The organism is Legionella jamestowniensis, from assembly GCF_001467745.1.
Taxonomy (GTDB): domain Bacteria; phylum Pseudomonadota; class Gammaproteobacteria; order Legionellales; family Legionellaceae; genus Tatlockia; species Tatlockia jamestowniensis.
The window spans coordinates 1,277,851-1,291,764 of the sequence record NZ_LNYG01000013.1; the positions used below are offsets into that span (position 1 = coordinate 1,277,851).

Here is a 13,914-nt window from a genome sequence, read left to right on the forward strand (position 1 = left end):
TATTTGTCCGAAGTTTACAACAATTAACTACCATGTTTTTTTTTAAAGCTAAAGATTCCAGTCAAGACTATGCAGCTCTTTTGCAAAAAGAAACAAGCTTACAAGCATGGTGGCAGAAAGTTCGCGATAAAAACACCTTAAGCTTTTTATACTCTTATCAAACAAAACAATTGGATGCGAGCATCGCCAAACTATCCCAATTGATTGAAAATTATGAGACTGAGCGTGCTGAAGTTCGGCGCAAGGCCTTGCATAAACTCTACCTGCAGGTATGCAATTGGCAACATATGCATGTTGTAAAGCGCCAAGCGAGTCAGCGGGTAGTACAAATGGAAGTGCTTGCCAATTGGCTTAAAGACCAGATTAGCAATGATTTAGCAGTTATTGTACTGCCTAAGGACAATCTTTATAAAGGGGTTGAAATCGCTGATCAGAATTTATATCGTTGGTGGAAAGCCATGAGCAATTTGGGATGGTTTTCCAGACGATCTGCAGCGACCAAAGAATTAGATAAAGCAATTGAATGGTTTTCTAATAGTATTATTCTGGACAGACTCAGGGGGCTTGAGGAATTAATGGCGGCCATTGAGGTCTGGAAGGATGAACGTCAGGAAGTTAGTCGTCGTTTGCCAATGGTAGAAGCATTGCAACAACAGATTGCCCAGCAGATAGAAGGGTTACAGGCAGAAGGACAACTTTATGAAAAGGGGCCCCGTTTCTCATTCCCTTTACGAGAGATGGCGTTCATGGCTTTTTGCTATCTCCAGGAGCTATTTGAGGGATTTGATAGTATATTTGAAATTTCTTCCTTACTCTTATGCTAAGAGAATTATCACATGTATTTAAGTTTACCGATCTTGGGCTCTCGCTCATATTGTTGTTATCGCTTTATCAAATACGCTCGTTCAATACCCATTTACTCTTTTTGAATTTAAAACAACCTGGGGGGCGTTTAGTTATCCCTTAATCTTTATTTTAACCGATTTAACCACTCGATTGCTGGGACAAAAGATAGCCAGAAAAATAGTTTATTTGGCAATGTTGCCCGGACTTCTTTGTTCCTATTTGATTTCCAATGCTTATGCGCAAAATGCATTATTAACTTATAATCCAATGGTTCTACGAATTGCATTTGCCAGTTTTTTGGCCTATGTGCTGGGGCAATTATTGGATATAGCTGTATTTCAACGATTAAGGGCTCAATCCAAATGGTGGGTAGCACCAAGTGTCTCTAACGTGTTTGGTAATCTGTTTGATACTTATTGCTTCTTTTTTGTTGCTTTTTACCATAGTACGAATGGTTTTCTTAGTATACATTGGGTGGAAATTGCAACGGTTGATTTGGTTTTCAAGTTATTGATAAGTATGGTTTCATTTTTACCCCTCTATGGTTTTATTTTAAAGTTACTCTTACAAAATAGACCAATGAAGGCCTCTGTTGCTTCCAATTAATCGGTATCTATTGGTTTCACATGGCAGTAGTATAGGTTGCCATTTAAATCTGCAAATTCAGGAAGGAGAATGCGCATGAAAATAAGCTTTTTCAGATCGGAAGAATCATCCCCAACCAAGACCCCTGAACTCCCCGAACGAATTTGTATGCATATTTTAAGTTTTATTGAGCCAGATAAACTAAATCAATTGCAGTTTGTTAATCGAACCTGGAAAGAACTGGTAAATAAAACAAAAAGTCGAATGGCATTAATGCCTACTATTAAACGTATTCCGCTTTTGGAGCCTTATGATCTCGGACAGCTGGGAATTTATCCTTTATCTGGTGGCATGACTAATTGTACCTTTAGAATAAAATTTCGTAAAAAAAATTGCTGGGTTTTACGTGTCCCGGGCGAAGGCTCCACTACATTTGTTGATAGGAAAAATGAGGCTAATAATGCTAGGCAAGCTGCTGATTTACAAATTAATGTGGCGATAGATTTTTTTGATCCCGATGACGGGTTGCAGTTAACCCGTTATCTTGAAAATAATCGAACACTTGCAAAGGAATTAAGGGAAAATCCGTTGATACTAAAAACAACGGCCGCTGTCTTAAAAAGTCTCCATAGTTCCGCATTATTTCCCAATGAAATAAATCTGTTTACTCGCAATAGTGAACTAATGGCGGTATTAAAAGAGCGCCACCCTGCTATTTTACCGACGGGTTTTGAAATGATTGAAGTGTGGATGGATAAAATTCAAACCCTCATAAATAGTTATACTATTCCCCTGTCCCCTTGCCATAATGATGTTACAGCATCTAATTTTTTAGTGTCTGAAAACCCAAATACCAAGGAAAAACTGGTTAAATTGCTTGATTTTGAGCTTTCAGCGAATAATGATCGTGTATGTGACCTTGCCTATCTTCTTTGGGATGCAGAGTTATCCCAGCAACATAGTGAACTTTTTGTTGAAAGCTATTTTGGACATTGCGATGAAGCGGTTTTGTCATGGCTTTATCTATATAAACCCGTAATCGGTTGGTGGTATGCTATCTGGTCATGGACACAAATAGCCAATAATGCCAATGCCTGTGCCCCAGAAGCTTACCAGGAATTGGCAGTGAAAAGTTACGAGAAAACAAAAGAATACCTCCAATCTGAAGAATTCAAAACAGCATTCAATCGTATCGAGGACGAAACGCAAAATGCTTCATTCACCGGCGTTCGAAGCTTTAGTCTCTAGAGAGACTGAAGCTTTATTCCATTGTTTCTTTTTTGCGGCACCCACAGCAGGCGAATAAATTATAAAGCCAGGCGATAATTAAGCCGAAAATGAAGAAGTCAATAAATGCAATCAGGCCTCCTAGCAAGCTGCCCAAAATAGTTGGTTCATAGCCAATGTATAATCCGCCCATTGCCGCGACAAAAGGTTTTCCATAGGAATAATACGTTGCAATTAACCCAAGGACTAATACAGAAAAGCCCCAAAGAATGCCTAAACTCAGTCCTAAAGCAACCGGACTCAATTTACATTTATTCATGGCAATCATCCAATGAATTACTGGTAATTTTATTATAGTGCAGATAGAAACAGCTTTTTGGCCAACGGGTTGTATTAATGTATGATTTGCGATTTTGTTTAATTATTGTTCTTATATATACTTTAATAATCAATTTGCATGTCAGGAATATGTTGTGAAGCCTGAGCAATTACCCTCGCTAGTTACTTTGTCAGCTACTCAAAATGACAATGTAGAGTGCATTGACTGTAATGGGAATGTTTTATCTATAGGCACCACAAGCGCTATATTATATGTACCTACATTATTGGTGGAGCAAGCGCTTGTTACTCCTGAATACTCCTTATATTTGCTGGATGACGATGAAAATTTAGATATTAACTTGCGTGAGATTGAAAACAATGAATCGAATGCAATCGTACTTGTCGGAACTCAGCGAGACAGGAATGCTTATTTTATTGAAGAAGGACGGTTGGTATCTCCTCACCCCGTGGAGTTGCCCTGTGCTTATTCACTGGAAAAAATTAAAGAACTGAAACCAGATGAAAAGGGTAAGGTAAATCCCGCTGACAATAATAAGAATACATTAGCGACAGTAATTCGTCGTCTCCGTTTAGACGGTGGTCGAGCCAATGAGGTGGAAATAACAGGTACCCGCACCGGGATACATGTTTTTTCAACGAGTTTTGGTCCGTGTAATCCCATCGTTGGTGTGCGAAAAGCTGATAATCAATTTGTGCTTAATCATGCTGATGCGTCAGGCGTCGACAGGCTAGGTGGAATCGGCAAATTTTTAAATAGTATTGAAAAAGGTGGAGGTGCAGATTTGATCCTCGTCATGCAGAACCCTAAAATTGCAAGAAGCATGGCCAAAGCTCCTATACTTGCAGGTGGCTTGGCGGTGGAATTAAAAAAACGAGATGTTTTGCGTGTTGATATTCCAGAAGGCTATAACGCAATTGCTTGCATCAATGGTAGTACCATTATTTTAACTAGGAATATGCAATTTTTTAAAACGGTGGAAGAAAAGCAGGAATTACTCAATAAGTTTTCGAGTGCAAATTTAACAGAAAAAAGTCGCGAAATTACTATGAGTGATGACAAGCAGGTTGTGCCTTTGTCACGCTCGGTAGAAGAAATCGATAGGGTGAATCAGCAGTTAAAAAAATCCATGGACAAGAAACAAGGACCCTATGATGAGATTATTCAGGGATTAAAATTACTGGGTATTGAGAAATCCAAAAAAGAAGGACTATTTAAAATTTCTTTGCGATTTTAATAATTTAGCATGCGCTTTGTGCTTCGCACAACAAAACCTGCGCCATCTGCACAAATTTCACAAGTATTGTTCAATTGCAGTTGTTTCATCAAGTTCATTTCCCTATAATCCGGGTTCCTCTTACTTAAGGAAAGTTAACCCATGAAAAAAGTAGTATTGTTTTTATTAGCAAGCTTATTCTTTATGAGTGCGCACGCAAGGGAAACGCTCTGTGGTTATCGAGATTTTTTTCATCTTGACGACAAGGTGCATCCTGGTATTTTTATTGTTAGTGCCAACAATACACCAGATATTTACCTGCAAGTGATCGGTCCTCGAAGTTTTGAAATTAGAGATACTCACCAATGCCGAGAAGGTTATGCGCATGTAACGGTTGCTTATGATGCGTTTAACTGGTGTGTATTGGATATTAAAGATGGTCCTTACATGATGCATCCCTCCGTGAGCGCGTCTTGCAGTGGCATGAGCTACAAAGGGATCACTTACGACGGCTTTAACTCCTATTCCTATACCATTAGTCTCGATTAATGTCGAAGTAGCCAGAGATTCTCTCTAGCTACTTTTATAAATGTCACTCTCTCAAGGGCCACAACTTGAATAGCATCATTGCGAGCGCTTCAAGGGTGGTTCCTAGTGCTCCATTCAGAAGATTCTTCAAGCCGATGTCGCTTTCAGAATGACGGGCTGACACCACTGTTGCTTTCAGAATAACGCGCAGGAAGTTTTCTATCCATTTCGTCATCCTGGCGTAAGCCACATGAAGGCTCCCCTGTAAATAAACCTCGATTCCCACTGAGGCGTTTTTTCACTTGATTCGCAATTACCATGTAAGAAAATTCAGCCCTGTGCAAAGATTAAATCAATCGAATTTAGATGACTTAAGGAAGTAGTAAGTTTCTTATTCTATAGTTAGTTAATATAAGCCGATCCTCATTGTGATTGTTATGAGTACGCCTCAAGAACGTTTAAATATAGAGTATGATTCTGCGGTAACCGCAATTCGTGGTAATCCAAGGACATTAGAACAGTTTATCAATCAAGACTCTTTTACCGAACTACAGAAACAGCAACTATGTCTTTTGGCGGTAAAAAAGCAGTGGTCAATCATTTATAAAGTACCGGAAGATTTTATAAATGATGACATTATCATTGCATGTATAGAACAATCGTTTGACTATGTTCAAGAGATTACGCCTCAACATGTCACGCCAAAACTTATAGAAGTTGTCGCACGAAAAGTGGATGACCTGGAGTTTGTCCCGCCTTGTTTACGGACGCCAGAAGTTTGTTTAAACGCGGTGAAAAGACATTGGCAAAGTATGGATATGGTTCCTGACGACGATAGTTTTCATCCTGTTTATCTGGCCGGTATTGAAAAAAATTGGAGAGCTTATTTTTATATTCCGGAGCAGCGCAGAGAAGATCCACAAATTTTAGACATGTTAAAAAAGGTGTGGCTATCCAACGAATTGTCATTCCCCGAACCGTTTGATAGGCAGAAGCTGTGTGTCACTGCTGTTGAACAAGATTCTGCTTTACTCTTAAGGATACCTCCAAAAATACTTAACACCGAGATTTGTGTTGCTGCTCTGAAAAAAGATGCACGCCTGGTTCAATATGTTCCGGGAGAATTGCGGATTAATGTTTGTACTGAACTAGTGCGCTTGTACAGCCTGGCGCTTGCCAGTTTTCCTGCTCGGCTCCAAAAGGCGGTCATCGAACAAATTGGGCCAGAAAAAATGTTAGCGAATGATTTTATGGCGCTTTCTTTACTTACTGCGCACAGAATCTACGAAAAAGACATTCAGCACACGATAGAGAATTGCGAACACGTTGTTATCACTAAACCAGAAGCATTCCAACTTGATGCGGAAATACATGATTCATTCTTGGTATATGCCAATGCAAATAAACGCTCTAATAAAACTATCCATGTGGATGCCCCCTATGTGCGCACCTGTCTCGATAGCTTGCGTAACAATAAAGCGATTAATCTGGTGTTATTAGGCCATGATCCTATGTTTGAAACAGAAAGAAGGATAGGTGGCCTTCATTACAGAGAAATTATTGAACTTCTAAAAGAATACCCCAACATCAATCGAATCACGCTCCTTACCTGTAACTCCGTAAAGGCTGAGTTATTAGAGGAAGAAAAAAAGATAAACCAACAATTGACCCAAAGAGAGCAGGCGTTATTTTCTCCTTGTGCTTTGCTCCTCATGTCTTCAGTGCCAGATGAGGAAAAATCGGCTTCCATTTTAGAAGCTTCAGGAAATACACATGCATTTATTTTAATAAAACAAGAAGAAGGTTATTCATTGTTTTATCTTCGCCAAGAGGAAGCTGCAATAAAGCGCTTACAGATTCCACTCAGTGAAGTTGAAATGTCCAAGCTGCATAAAGTAATTTACCCTAATGGGAAAAAATTACCTTTTCCGACTAATCCTGCCGAATTCCGTTATATTCGCGGTGGTCATGGAAGTGAACCCTTGGAAAAAAAACAATTTCTAGCTTTTTATCGCACAATGTTTAAAGAAAATCCCTACAGCAAGACGAATCCTGATTATAAAACGAATAAACAATATTATAGTTTCTTTAACAATATCCGCCTCGATGAAAGAGAATATCCCAAGCTTAAGAGTAGTTTACTGAAAGCGATTGTGGATATGATAAGGGAAGAAAAGTTTGATAGAACCATTTTTGTTAAGGGATATAATTATGCACTCCTCGTCGACACGGTAGAATGTCGGTTTATTGGGGGTATTCGTATGTCGGCTTATCAAGACTCCTACAAGAAAAAAAATCAAGCCCTATTTTTTGAAAATTCAAGTAGCTTGGATAAGGATGTTGTTGAAAAAGAACGGGACAAAACGGTTAACCGAGTGTTAAGGCAAGCAACCACTCAAAGTGAAGAGAGTGAAGAAAGTGAAGCATTATCTCAAGTAAAATCAATAACCTATGAAGTTAAAAAAACGGGATTTTGAATACTTCTTAAGTTTTAAAATGTCTTACCTTAGGTAATTATTTCTGTAAAACATAAGTCCCCGGCGCTGAAGGTAAAGAGGAATCCAGTTTTGGCGGCCGGACACGTTTTTCTGAAGAATGTTTAATAAGCCACTCATGCCAGGCTACCCACCATGAACCTTTTCTTTTTTCCGCCATCTTTACCCAATGATCGGCGTCAATAAAATTAGAATCTTTTTTGCGCTCTCGTATATGGTAGGAGCGTCCTTTGTGCCCAGGCTCGCTGACAATTCCTGCGTTATGGCCGCCTGAGGTTAGAACAAAAGTAATATCATTGTTCATCATCAGATGGATTTTATAAACAGAACGCCAGGGCGCCACGTGATCTTTTTCAGTACTCACTGCAAAAGTGGGCAAATGAATATTTTCGGCAACAATATGTTTCCCTTCAATGGCAAAACGTCCAGCTGCAAAATCATTGTTGAGAAAAAGCTTTTCTAAGTATTCACTGTGCATTTTATAAGGCATGCGAGTCGCATCAGCATTCCATGCCAGTAAATCGATAAGACCTCGTTGCCTACCACTCATGTAGTCATGTACCATTTTTGACCATATGAGATCATAGGATCGTAACATTTGAAAAGAGCCTGCCATCTGTTTAGTGTCTAGATAACCTTTTTCCCACATCATGTTTTTAAGAAAGGTGATTTCACTTTCTGTAATAAACAGCATCAGTTCTCCAGCTTCGCTGAAATCTCCTTGTGCTGCTAAAAGCGAGAGCGTGTTTAAGCGTTCATCACCTTCTCTTGCCATAAATGCTGCTGAAATCAAGGCAAGTGTGCCCCCAAGACAATAACCCATTAAATTAATTTTTGTATTAGGTATGCGTTTGGATACTGCATTAATAGCAGCCATTGCACCTAATCGATGGTAATCGTCCAACCCTAAATGGCGATCCTTGCCACGAGGATTGCGCCAGGAAACAATAAATACAGTATGTCCTTGGGACACGAGCCATTTGACGAGTGAATTGTGAGGGGATAAATCAAGAATGTAATATTTCATTATCCAGGCAGGCAAAATTAAGACAGGCTCCTTATAGACTGTTTTTGTTGTTGCCTCATATTGTATCAGCTCAATTAAATGATTGCGGAATACAACTTTGCCAGGAGTGATGGCGACATGTTCGCCGGGCACAAAATTTTCCACGCCTTCAGGAGGGATATCGAATATTCGTTCCAGCCTGTCCTGGATGGCCAGCTTGGTACCATGGAATAAATTAAGTCCCAAGGTACTAATGGTTTCTTGAAACAAATCAGGATTAGTAAGCACAAAATTTGAGGGTGATAGCGCATCGATAATTTGTCGGGCGCAAAAAGAGACAGTACGCTCAACATGAGAGGGTACTCCTGGAATACCGGTGGTGGCACGACGCCACCAGTCTTCAAATTGAAGGAAATTTTCGGCGTAAATTTCCCATGGCCATGATTGCCAACTGTCCGTATGAAAACGCACATCCCTGCCGTCCCCGGGTCTTAAATGACAAAGGATTTTGGTAGTGCAGTCTTGCGCATGAAAGGCAGGATAAAGGGCAAGTTCAAGTATTCTCCCGGGGCATAAAGCCAATTGGGAAAGCCATGAAAAATAGGCCGTCGCAAGGGCGGCAGGCGAGATACCGGCCGTAAATTTAGCAATAACCGCTTGGTAGGATTTATCCAATAAATCAAAAAATTGGTCTAGTTCTTCTGAAGTAATGGGCGTATCACAGACGTCGCAATGCAAGTTATTTCTAAAAACAGGACCTATTTGCGACAGCATAGCTGCTTCTCCAAGGGGCATCTTCTTTTTAATTTTTGGCATGGCGCGCTGTCCCTAATTAACCATGGTAATAATTATAAAAATAGTACAAAACCCTGCAAGAAGCCTTAAGTTTTTAATTTAAATATTAAATGACCATCGGTGAGATGGGCTCTATCTCCATATTTTCTGTATGCCTCATCGCGTGGATAGTTTCTCTTTTTATACTGTCTCGGTATTGCTGGGCACAATCTATTCTTCGAGCTTTACAGTTTTGTTGATATTGTGCCAAGACCATGGATTTTATGCCTCTATTAGAGTCATTAGAATCACTAGGATGCATTCTAAAAAAACGGTGAGTTTTGGCAATAGCAAGTTGTTGGGTGCCCGTATAACTCGTTGACCAATGGTAGCCTTTTTGATCCGGGGTAAAAATTACTCCATCATAATATTTAATTTCGCCGCTATCCAATAGTAAGAGGGCCTTCTCAAATGTTTTGGCAAGTACAGCGTTTTTCTGTTCTTGCCCACAGCAATAAAGATGAATAGATTCAAGCCTTGTAGCAATAAATAAAAAATCATAATTAAAACGTTCTGCCAAGGTTTCTGTACTAATAATTGTTGCGGTTGCAGGATCAGTGAGATTTGCTACCATAGTGGGATCTGCCTTGGCGCCGTGTGCTAAAACAAAGACCGTAATATTTTTTTCCAGCAGATCGTCGTTAAGATTATCGCCATGATGGATAACTTGAATTTCTTCAGTGGAGTACAAGGAATGGTTATTAATCCAAACCTTGGCTTCATCTGCAAGATTCCCTGCCTGAGTTCTATTAAAAGGAATATAAAGGATGATCATAAAATAAGCTCTACAACTAATGTGATCTTATTTTAAACAATTAATGTTAATAAAATATTAACTGAATCAAAATTGCTCCATATGATTTAAAAACAGCATAAAAGGTGTCGGCAATTAGTCTTTGAAAGATTTTCACGTTATTATGGCAGGCATGCTTTCTGCTTGTAGAAACTATTACAAGTCATTAACCAGGTTTTGTAGGCTGTCGATACAAAAATGTTTTTGTATCTTTTGAAATAAACAAAAGGGGTAGTCATGAAAAAACAGGCTTTAAAGCTAATTATTAGCGCCATACTGCTATTGCCATTTCAATGGGCTATGGCAGCAAACCAACAAAGCTGGAATAGCTGGCTTGCAGAAGTAAGGCAAGAAGCATTGGAGCAAGGTATCTCTGCGAGCGTTTTTGATGAGGCATTTGCAGGCATTCGTGAGCCAAGCCGGCAAGTTAAAGGATTGGCACGTTCGCAACCGGAGCATCGGCTCACTTTTAATAAATACCTTCATTCACGGGCAGACAATTATAGAATTGTCATGGGACGAAAACACTATGCCAAAAATAAAGAAATACTCGAGGAAATTGGCCGGCAATTTGGTGTAGATCCCTGCTTTATCGTGTCTTTCTGGGGAATGGAAAGTAGTTATGGCTCTTATATGGGAAATTTTCCAGTTATTAAATCACTGGCCACGCTTGCCTATGATTCCAATCGACGTGATTTTTTCCGCAAGCAATTATTTTTAGCCTTGCACATTTTAAATGGTGGACATGTCAGTTTGGATCATTTCAAAGGGGAGTGGGCAGGTGCTTCAGGACAACCGCAGTTTCTACCTTCCAGTTGGATGGAGTTTGCGGTGGATTATGACGGTGATGGGCGTAAAGATATTTGGAGTTCCAAGCCAGATGTATTTGCCTCAATTGCCAATTATATGAAAAAAAATGGTTGGCGAACGGGACAGCCATGGGCTATTCATGTGAAGTTGCCGCCCAAATTTGATATGAAACTGGAAGGTAAATCAATTACTAAACCTGTAAGTGAATGGACTGCTTTGGGTGTTCGCACTGAAAAAGGGGAGCCTTTGCCTTATCCGGAATTAGAGGCAAGTATTGTTCAACCCTATGGAGGGCCTGTGTTTTTGGCTTATCCAAACTATAAGATGATTTTGCGCTACAATAATTCTATATACTATGCGGGTGCAATTGGTTATATGGCCGATAAAATTTGTAATCGTGTCAAATAATTCCAAGTAAGAACCTGGTGTCTTAACGATCAAAATGTCAATTTATGCACAGATTCTAGGTCCCGCGGCTTGTCCGTGGGATCCAGAGGCTCCACATAGCTGGATTCTGCGGCTATGCCGCCAGAGCCTAGGCGTCATTCGACGTCTACATCTTCAATTGCACATAGAGTAAAGCTTACCAGGAGAGCGTTATGGAAAGTTATCTCGATAAAACAGCGAGCTTAACGCCAGCTGCAAGGCGAATTATCTGTGACAAAGCCACTGAATATCCCTTTACTGGTGAGTGTAATACGGCTGCCAAAACGGGAAGTTATCTTTGTCGCCGCTGTGGTTTAGCGCTTTTTCGGGCAAGGAATCAATTTCATTCAGGCTGCGGTTGGCCAAGTTTTGACAATGATATTGTGCAAGCGGTCTTACAAATACCGGATAAAGATGGACAACGAACCGAAATTCTCTGTGGCCGTTGCCACGCGCATTTAGGCCATGTCTTTGCCGGTGAAAATTTTACTCATGCTAATCTTCGTCATTGTGTTAACTCGGCCTCGATTGATTATGTCCCTGATAGTGAGGTTATGGATACGGAAGAGGCGATAGTTGCCGGAGGCTGTTTTTGGGGTATTGATTATTTTTTGCGGCAACTTCCAGGGGTTCTTAAAGTGGAAGTGGGCTATTCAGGGGGGATGAGTCAAGAACCAACTTATGAGCAGGTTTGCAATGGCGATACCGGGCATTATGAGGTGGCAAGAGTGGTCTATGATGTGGCAAAAACGGATTATCATTCCGTTATTAAACGATTTTTTGAAATTCATGATCCTACCCAACGTTCAGGACAAGGCCCTGACATCGGTGATCAGTATAAAAGCGCAATTTTTTACTACAACGAAGAACAACGACAAGAGGCGCAAGATTTAATACAACGTTTAAAAAACCGTGGTTATGAGGTGGCAACCCGTTTATTAGAAGCACAAACATTTTGGCCTGCCGAAGGCTATCATCAAAATTATTATGGGAAACATAGCAAGGCGCCTTATTGTCATCGGCCTGAACCAAGATTTGGTTAAAAGTCCGATTTGGCTTAGCTCAGCAAGATAGAAGTCCCGGCTGCAAGCAGCCGGGCTACATTAGACCCACAAGTAGCCCGGTTGCTTGCAACCGGGATTGCTAACTAAATTATATTTATCCTATGTAAGAATAATCACTAAAACTTTATTGTTGTTAATCAATCCTTAAGCTTATGTGTTTTACACTGATAAAAAGTAAGGGGAGATTACCATGTCAAATAAAAAATTATCTGAACGTTTGAACAATGAATTAGATGCGCTTGGTGTTCCTGGCTTGATGATGGAACGGGTCGAAGTCTGTTCTAAACTCTTTAAACTGCCAAGGTTTAAAACCGAAGCTGTGTTAAACGGGATGGTTCTTGATTCTTTAGCAATTCAAAAAATTGCCAATGAATTGGAAGTAAGCACGGATTGGCTATTAGGCTTAAAAAGCGAGAAAGATAAACGGCACTAAGTAAAAGACTTTTTAAGGTGTGTTATAAATGAGTTTTGAATGAATGTAAGGGCTGTCACATCATTGCTGTAAAACAGCCCTTACAATCTACTTCTAGCGAAACATTCAAAATGTAAATGCAGATTCCGATTGTGATTTTGGCAGTTCTTTTTCAGGTTTTTTAATGCTGTGTTTCTTTTTAACACCAAAAAAACCATTCTCACTGGCAGAGGATTGAAGAGGGAGATTGTCCTTCTTCTTTTCTTCTTTTTTCTCAGCAATTTTTGATAAGTAGCTAATTATTTTTCCAAGATTTGCACAATATTCTGCTTTGCTTGGGGTTTTACTCCAATAGCTCTGCGTTTTTTGTGCGTGCATCAAAATACTATTACCTAATGCATCAGGTAATAATTTTGCCCCTTTACTTACCAGAAGCTTTACCATAGAGAAATTACCGGTGCTTATTGCAGCATGCAAAGGAGACAGCAGAGTACCATCCTTGGATTTAGTTAGCACGATCCGGGCATTGACATTCGCGCCTTCTTCTAATAATTGTTGAACCTTGTCTCTATTGCCTTGATGTATAGCCTCTATTAATGATTCTGTTTTCTCTCTATTTGCAGTTAAGGCTTCGTTAATTTGCATCAAAGGTTTTTGATTTTTTAACTTGTTCTTTGAAATGTCAAAGCTAGTTAGGCTGCCACAGTGTCGAATATTACTTACCAATTTCTCAAGGTTAGAGGCTGATAAATGGGTAAATTTATTATTTGTTAACTCAACAGCGACTAAATGGTTAAATTCTGGTAGTACGTCAATTAAATGTTTGAGTTCAGTATTCGTTAAGAAGTTATCGGGAAATAATAAATAGGAAAGGGAAGGGCATTTTGGTAATTCGGCAACTAAGGTAGTAAATAACTTGCCTCTTAAATTACCTTTACAGGTGATTATTTCCAAAGAAGAAAGTTTTGGTAATAGCGAAATTAAGGTTTTAACATGCGTGTCTTTTAATTTTTCTTCAGTAATTTCTAGGATAGTTAATTTAGCAAGTTGTTCATCGCTTAAGTTTAGTAAAGTACTAATTTTCATCGATCTACTCCTATAACGAGGATTTAATCAGACTCTGATTATGGATGGGCGTGCCATATTACTTCTGGTAATTGTTCAATGTTGTATCACTGCGCCCAAAAGTTACAATCGCAGTGGCCCAATTTTAATGCACAGTGGTTAGTTTATAAATGGGCAAATTTACCCAATTAAAATGGTAAAGCCCAACGCATTTAATAGTGGTTGAAATGATTTAGGGATATTGCTTAGCCAGACTAGCGGGTTATT

At 39.6% G+C, this 13,914-nt stretch carries 13 protein-coding genes; 9 read left to right on the plus strand and 4 right to left on the minus strand.

Translation table 11 applies throughout. From position 1 onward, the window contains the following. Nucleotides 1-32 precede the first annotated feature (32 nt). From Ljam_RS09930 to Ljam_RS09940, 3 genes are all read left to right on the plus strand, one after another. Nucleotides 33-824 (plus strand): hypothetical protein, encoded by a 792-nt coding sequence (locus tag Ljam_RS09930; RefSeq protein ID WP_058449880.1) that lies wholly within the window; start codon nucleotides 33-35, stop codon nucleotides 822-824. A 49-nt stretch (nucleotides 825-873) separates the two neighbouring features. Further along, nucleotides 874-1,452 (plus strand): 7-cyano-7-deazaguanine/7-aminomethyl-7-deazaguanine transporter, encoded by a 579-nt coding sequence (locus Ljam_RS09935; protein WP_058449881.1) that lies wholly within the window; start codon nucleotides 874-876, stop codon nucleotides 1,450-1,452. A 75-nt stretch (nucleotides 1,453-1,527) separates the two neighbouring features. Next, nucleotides 1,528-2,679, plus strand: a complete 1,152-nt coding sequence (locus Ljam_RS09940) for a phosphotransferase (protein ID WP_058449882.1) — start codon at nucleotides 1,528-1,530, stop codon at nucleotides 2,677-2,679. 13 nt (nucleotides 2,680-2,692) lie between these two features. On the opposite strand, the gene Ljam_RS09945 is transcribed toward Ljam_RS09940, so the two are convergent. After that, a complete protein-coding gene (locus tag Ljam_RS09945; RefSeq protein ID WP_058449883.1) occupies nucleotides 2,693-2,977 on the minus strand; it encodes a bacteriophage holin in 285 nt (94 codons plus the stop codon). Between the two features lie 154 nt (nucleotides 2,978-3,131). On the opposite strand from Ljam_RS09945, the gene Ljam_RS09950 reads away from it, so the two are divergent. The 3 genes from Ljam_RS09950 to Ljam_RS09960 all read left to right on the plus strand — a co-directional run bounded on the left by Ljam_RS09950 (nucleotide 3,132) and on the right by Ljam_RS09960 (nucleotide 7,219). Continuing rightward, complete coding sequence (locus Ljam_RS09950) at nucleotides 3,132-4,235, plus strand: hypothetical protein (protein ID WP_058449884.1); 1,104 nt, start codon at nucleotides 3,132-3,134, stop codon at nucleotides 4,233-4,235. Between the two features lie 141 nt (nucleotides 4,236-4,376). Next, complete coding sequence (locus Ljam_RS09955; RefSeq protein WP_058449885.1) at nucleotides 4,377-4,763, plus strand: hypothetical protein; 387 nt, start codon at nucleotides 4,377-4,379, stop codon at nucleotides 4,761-4,763. A 416-nt stretch (nucleotides 4,764-5,179) separates the two neighbouring features. Further along, nucleotides 5,180-7,219, plus strand: a complete 2,040-nt coding sequence (locus tag Ljam_RS09960) for a hypothetical protein (RefSeq protein ID WP_058449886.1) — start codon at nucleotides 5,180-5,182, stop codon at nucleotides 7,217-7,219. A gap of 37 nt (nucleotides 7,220-7,256) precedes the next feature. On the opposite strand, the gene Ljam_RS09965 is transcribed toward Ljam_RS09960, so the two are convergent. Next, the gene (locus Ljam_RS09965) at nucleotides 7,257-9,017 is read right to left on the minus strand and encodes a PHA/PHB synthase family protein (RefSeq protein ID WP_420795619.1); all 1,761 of its coding nucleotides are present in this window, start codon (nucleotides 9,015-9,017) and stop codon (nucleotides 7,257-7,259) included. Between the two features lie 127 nt (nucleotides 9,018-9,144). After that, nucleotides 9,145-9,852 carry a hypothetical protein gene (locus Ljam_RS09970; RefSeq protein WP_058449888.1) on the minus strand — a complete coding sequence of 236 codons (708 nt, stop codon included), beginning with the start codon at nucleotides 9,850-9,852 and terminating at the stop codon, nucleotides 9,145-9,147. Nucleotides 9,853-10,107: 255 nt separating this feature from the next. Between Ljam_RS09970 and Ljam_RS09975 the strand changes: the two genes are divergently transcribed. The 3 genes from Ljam_RS09975 to Ljam_RS09985 all read left to right on the plus strand — a co-directional run bounded on the left by Ljam_RS09975 (nucleotide 10,108) and on the right by Ljam_RS09985 (nucleotide 12,603). Further along, the gene (locus tag Ljam_RS09975) at nucleotides 10,108-11,088 is read left to right on the plus strand and encodes a lytic murein transglycosylase (protein ID WP_058449889.1); all 981 of its coding nucleotides are present in this window, start codon (nucleotides 10,108-10,110) and stop codon (nucleotides 11,086-11,088) included. A 191-nt stretch (nucleotides 11,089-11,279) separates the two neighbouring features. Continuing rightward, a complete protein-coding gene (locus tag Ljam_RS09980) occupies nucleotides 11,280-12,149 on the plus strand; it encodes a bifunctional methionine sulfoxide reductase B/A protein (RefSeq protein WP_058449890.1) in 870 nt (289 codons plus the stop codon). A gap of 211 nt (nucleotides 12,150-12,360) precedes the next feature. Further along, complete coding sequence (locus tag Ljam_RS09985; protein ID WP_058449891.1) at nucleotides 12,361-12,603, plus strand: hypothetical protein; 243 nt, start codon at nucleotides 12,361-12,363, stop codon at nucleotides 12,601-12,603. A gap of 105 nt (nucleotides 12,604-12,708) precedes the next feature. Here the strand turns inward: Ljam_RS09985 and Ljam_RS09990 are convergent, their stop codons facing one another. Beyond that, nucleotides 12,709-13,668 (minus strand): ankyrin repeat domain-containing protein, encoded by a 960-nt coding sequence (locus Ljam_RS09990; RefSeq protein WP_058449892.1) that lies wholly within the window; start codon nucleotides 13,666-13,668, stop codon nucleotides 12,709-12,711. Nucleotides 13,669-13,914 lie beyond the last annotated feature (246 nt).